The sequence below is a fragment of the Blautia glucerasea genome, from assembly GCF_013304385.1.
Taxonomy (GTDB): Bacteria; Bacillota; Clostridia; order Lachnospirales; family Lachnospiraceae; genus Blautia_A; species Blautia_A ammoniilytica.
In genome coordinates, this window is sequence record NZ_JAAITU010000096.1 from 1 (window position 1) to 2,562 (window position 2,562).

Annotated in this window: 5 protein-coding genes; 4 read left to right on the top strand and 1 reads right to left on the bottom strand. The window is 35.6% G+C overall.

Features of this window, described 5'->3' with window-relative positions; genetic code table 11:
- Positions 1 to 157 precede the first annotated feature (157 nt).
- The 3 genes from G5B11_RS18375 to G5B11_RS19365 all read left to right on the top strand — a co-directional run bounded on the left by G5B11_RS18375 (position 158) and on the right by G5B11_RS19365 (position 1,592).
- A complete protein-coding gene (locus tag G5B11_RS18375) occupies positions 158 to 799 on the top strand; it encodes a hypothetical protein (protein ID WP_005424144.1) in 642 nt (213 codons plus the stop codon).
- A 354-nt stretch (positions 800 to 1,153) separates the two neighbouring features.
- Entirely contained in the window at positions 1,154 to 1,372 is a 219-nt protein-coding gene (locus G5B11_RS18380; protein ID WP_147334463.1) for a hypothetical protein, read from the top strand.
- A gap of 88 nt (positions 1,373 to 1,460) precedes the next feature.
- Positions 1,461 to 1,592, top strand: a complete 132-nt coding sequence (locus G5B11_RS19365) for a hypothetical protein (protein WP_005424140.1) — start codon at positions 1,461 to 1,463, stop codon at positions 1,590 to 1,592.
- Here the strand turns inward: G5B11_RS19365 and G5B11_RS18385 are convergent.
- Positions 1,584 to 2,261 (bottom strand): hypothetical protein, encoded by a 678-nt coding sequence (locus G5B11_RS18385; protein ID WP_005424139.1) that lies wholly within the window; start codon positions 2,259 to 2,261, stop codon positions 1,584 to 1,586. The two genes, G5B11_RS19365 and G5B11_RS18385, sit on opposite strands and share 9 nt — an antisense overlap.
- A 30-nt stretch (positions 2,262 to 2,291) precedes the next feature.
- Here G5B11_RS18385 and G5B11_RS19690 point away from each other — a divergent pair.
- The coding region (locus G5B11_RS19690; RefSeq protein ID WP_334298008.1) for an asparagine synthase-related protein at positions 2,292 to 2,562 on the top strand (271 nt) is incomplete at its 3' end.

A 2,562-nucleotide genomic window follows, 5' to 3' on the forward strand; every position in this document is an offset into this window, starting at 1 on the left:
AACATTAGAAATTCCTTGATTTTCAAGGAAAAAAGACTTGACTATATAGGGAGGCGTTCATTGCTCTTTTTATTGCGAACTCCCATAAAATCAAGGTTTAAACAATAAAAATCAGGTAGTAATTTGACACTACCAGTAAAAAAGAAAGGATAAAAAAATGAGAAAAAAGATTCTGAAAGTGTTTTTTGTGATATTGACAGGTATCACGGTGACCCTGACAGGATGTGAATTGTCAGGAAGCAACGAATCCGCGCAAACGGAAAGCGAAAGTGGTAAGGATGCTGTAAAGTTTATTCCAAATCTTACTACGGCTGTTACCAGGAAGCCAACGCCCACAGCTGTGGCAGCAAATCCAGGAGACAGTGTGCAGAATCAACAGTCTGGAAATAACGCAGAAGCGGAAATTTACCAAAGCCAGGGAGATCCCGCAGATCAGGAATCTGCACAGGAAGAAACTTATGATACCCAATATATCACTGGTAATATTCTGTATTCCGATGAAAATACGATAACAGTAGAAGTGGGCGAATCAGGAAATTATTATAATATGGTTTTTAATATAGAAAACGCCGTCCTGAATATAGCTAATGGGAGTGCTGTACGATCCGGACTGAATGTTGACCTGGAGTATTATAGTCAGAATAACGTTAATATAGTAATCATGCTTACGAGTGATGGGGAGGAATATTTACCTTCCAGTACATTAGAGGAAGCGCAGAAAATGGCCGACGAATATGTACCTGATGTGAGTGAATCGGAAAACGAAGATTTTGAAGATACCCCTCCCAGTGAATATTAGATTTTCTCGGAAAAGGCACTGCATATGCAGCGCCCCAGACTGTAGACAAACTTGGTGCTGGGTATAACACCCAACACCAAGTTTGTCTACAGTCTGGGGAATATTGTTTAAATACAATATTCCTTTTTTTATAGATATAAGAAACCTTTGATTCTGAACAAAAAATAAGTTTACATTTTTATGCCCAGATACTCTTTAAAAAATAAAAGGGTATATGATGCAGGAATATAAAGATTTGGTTATACAGGCGAAAAATGATTCAAAATATATGCAAAGTTTACTTTGCATAATGGAACCTTTAGTAAAATCATATGCAAAAAAAACTTAAAAAAAGAAAAATACGAATGTGCATATATGGATAATGAAGGTGATTTACAAGAAAGCTATAGAGCGGATTATTCATCTGTGGAATTAGCATTTGATCTGAAAAATATAACCTTAAAAATGACTTCAAACCAAAGGGATATTTTAAAATACTTGATTTTAGAGTGGTCAGATAGTGAAATCGCATCTTTCTTACACTTTAGCCGTCAATATGTAAACAGAGAAAAGAAAAAATATATCAATTTCTGAAATGATTTTTTACATAAATAGTAAGTGCTGAATTATTGCTTGAATTTGTGACATAAACATATTTGCAGCAGTCAAAAGAAGAAGCAACATGTTTGAAAGAAAAATTAAGTCAAAAATGCCGCAGCCTTTGAAAATATTGGCTGCGGCATTTAAAATATATGATATGTTTGATGTAAAAAACATCAGGTTCTCAACCAGACATTTGGGTAAGTCAAGATGATGCTTCTGATATAAGATATGCAACATTAAAATCATCATATACTTGAGAATTTAAATGCATATCTTCATATAACTTGATATAGTCTTCGATTGTTTTGGTGTTATCCTCTGCATATATATGAGTGTTTCCATCGTTGTCCTCAACAAATAAGAGAGTAACATCTATTTTATCTTCTGTTAACCAGAAAGAGATATATTTTGAAAGAGTCCCATCAATTTCTGTGGCACCATCCAGAATTTGTTCATCTGATTCCAGCTCATTAATATGTTCCCAAAAAATTTGAGGAGAGAACGCAAGTAATTTTAAGTTTTTTTGAGAGTCTTCTGAGTACCATATATGTGCTTCTGTGTTGAGATAGTCGGTTATATTAATATCCGTATCTGCCGGTAACTCATAAGTTTCACCGGCGTCAGAAGTCAGCGAAAAGGTTTTTGCATGATTAGAATAAGAAGTGACAATCCCCTTGACAAAATAGTAAGTTATATCTGAATCACTATCATAATAAGAGCCGGAACCATCTATATCATAAGATACATATTGCCCCTCAGGCTCCTTAGGGGCGGAAAGGGTGATTAGATCTGAGGGGGCTTTGCCAAAAGCTTGTCCGGATAGCAATATACTACCGAGTACGATACTGCCTGCGATACATAGAATTTTTACATTATTCATGGTTAAATGGCCTCCTTGTTTAGTTATTGAATATTATATCAATTAAAGTGTGAAAATTGTAATTTTGACTTATCGAAATATGTTTTAGATGTCAAGGTTGTTCTTTCCGGAGAAGGAGCAGACGAGCTTTTCGGTGGATATAATATTTACAGAGAACCGGAATCATTGAAAAAAATTGCCTGGATTCCATTTGGTGTCAGACGTGTAATTGGAAAACTGGCTGCAAAGCTGCCGGATGTGAAGGGACGGGATTTCCTTATCCGTGCAGGAATGAAAGTGGAAGAACGTTTCATCGGAAATG

Coding starts and splice junctions, on each gene's coding strand:
- G5B11_RS18375 (WP_005424144.1), top strand. CDS start 158: ATGAGAAAAAAGATTCTGAAAGTGTTTTTTGTGATATTGACAGGTATC.
- G5B11_RS18380 (WP_147334463.1), top strand. CDS start 1,154: ATGGATAATGAAGGTGATTTACAAGAAAGCTATAGAGCGGATTATTCA.
- G5B11_RS19365 (WP_005424140.1), top strand. CDS start 1,461: ATGTTTGAAAGAAAAATTAAGTCAAAAATGCCGCAGCCTTTGAAAATA.
- G5B11_RS18385 (WP_005424139.1), bottom strand. CDS start 2,261: ATGAATAATGTAAAAATTCTATGTATCGCAGGCAGTATCGTACTCGGT.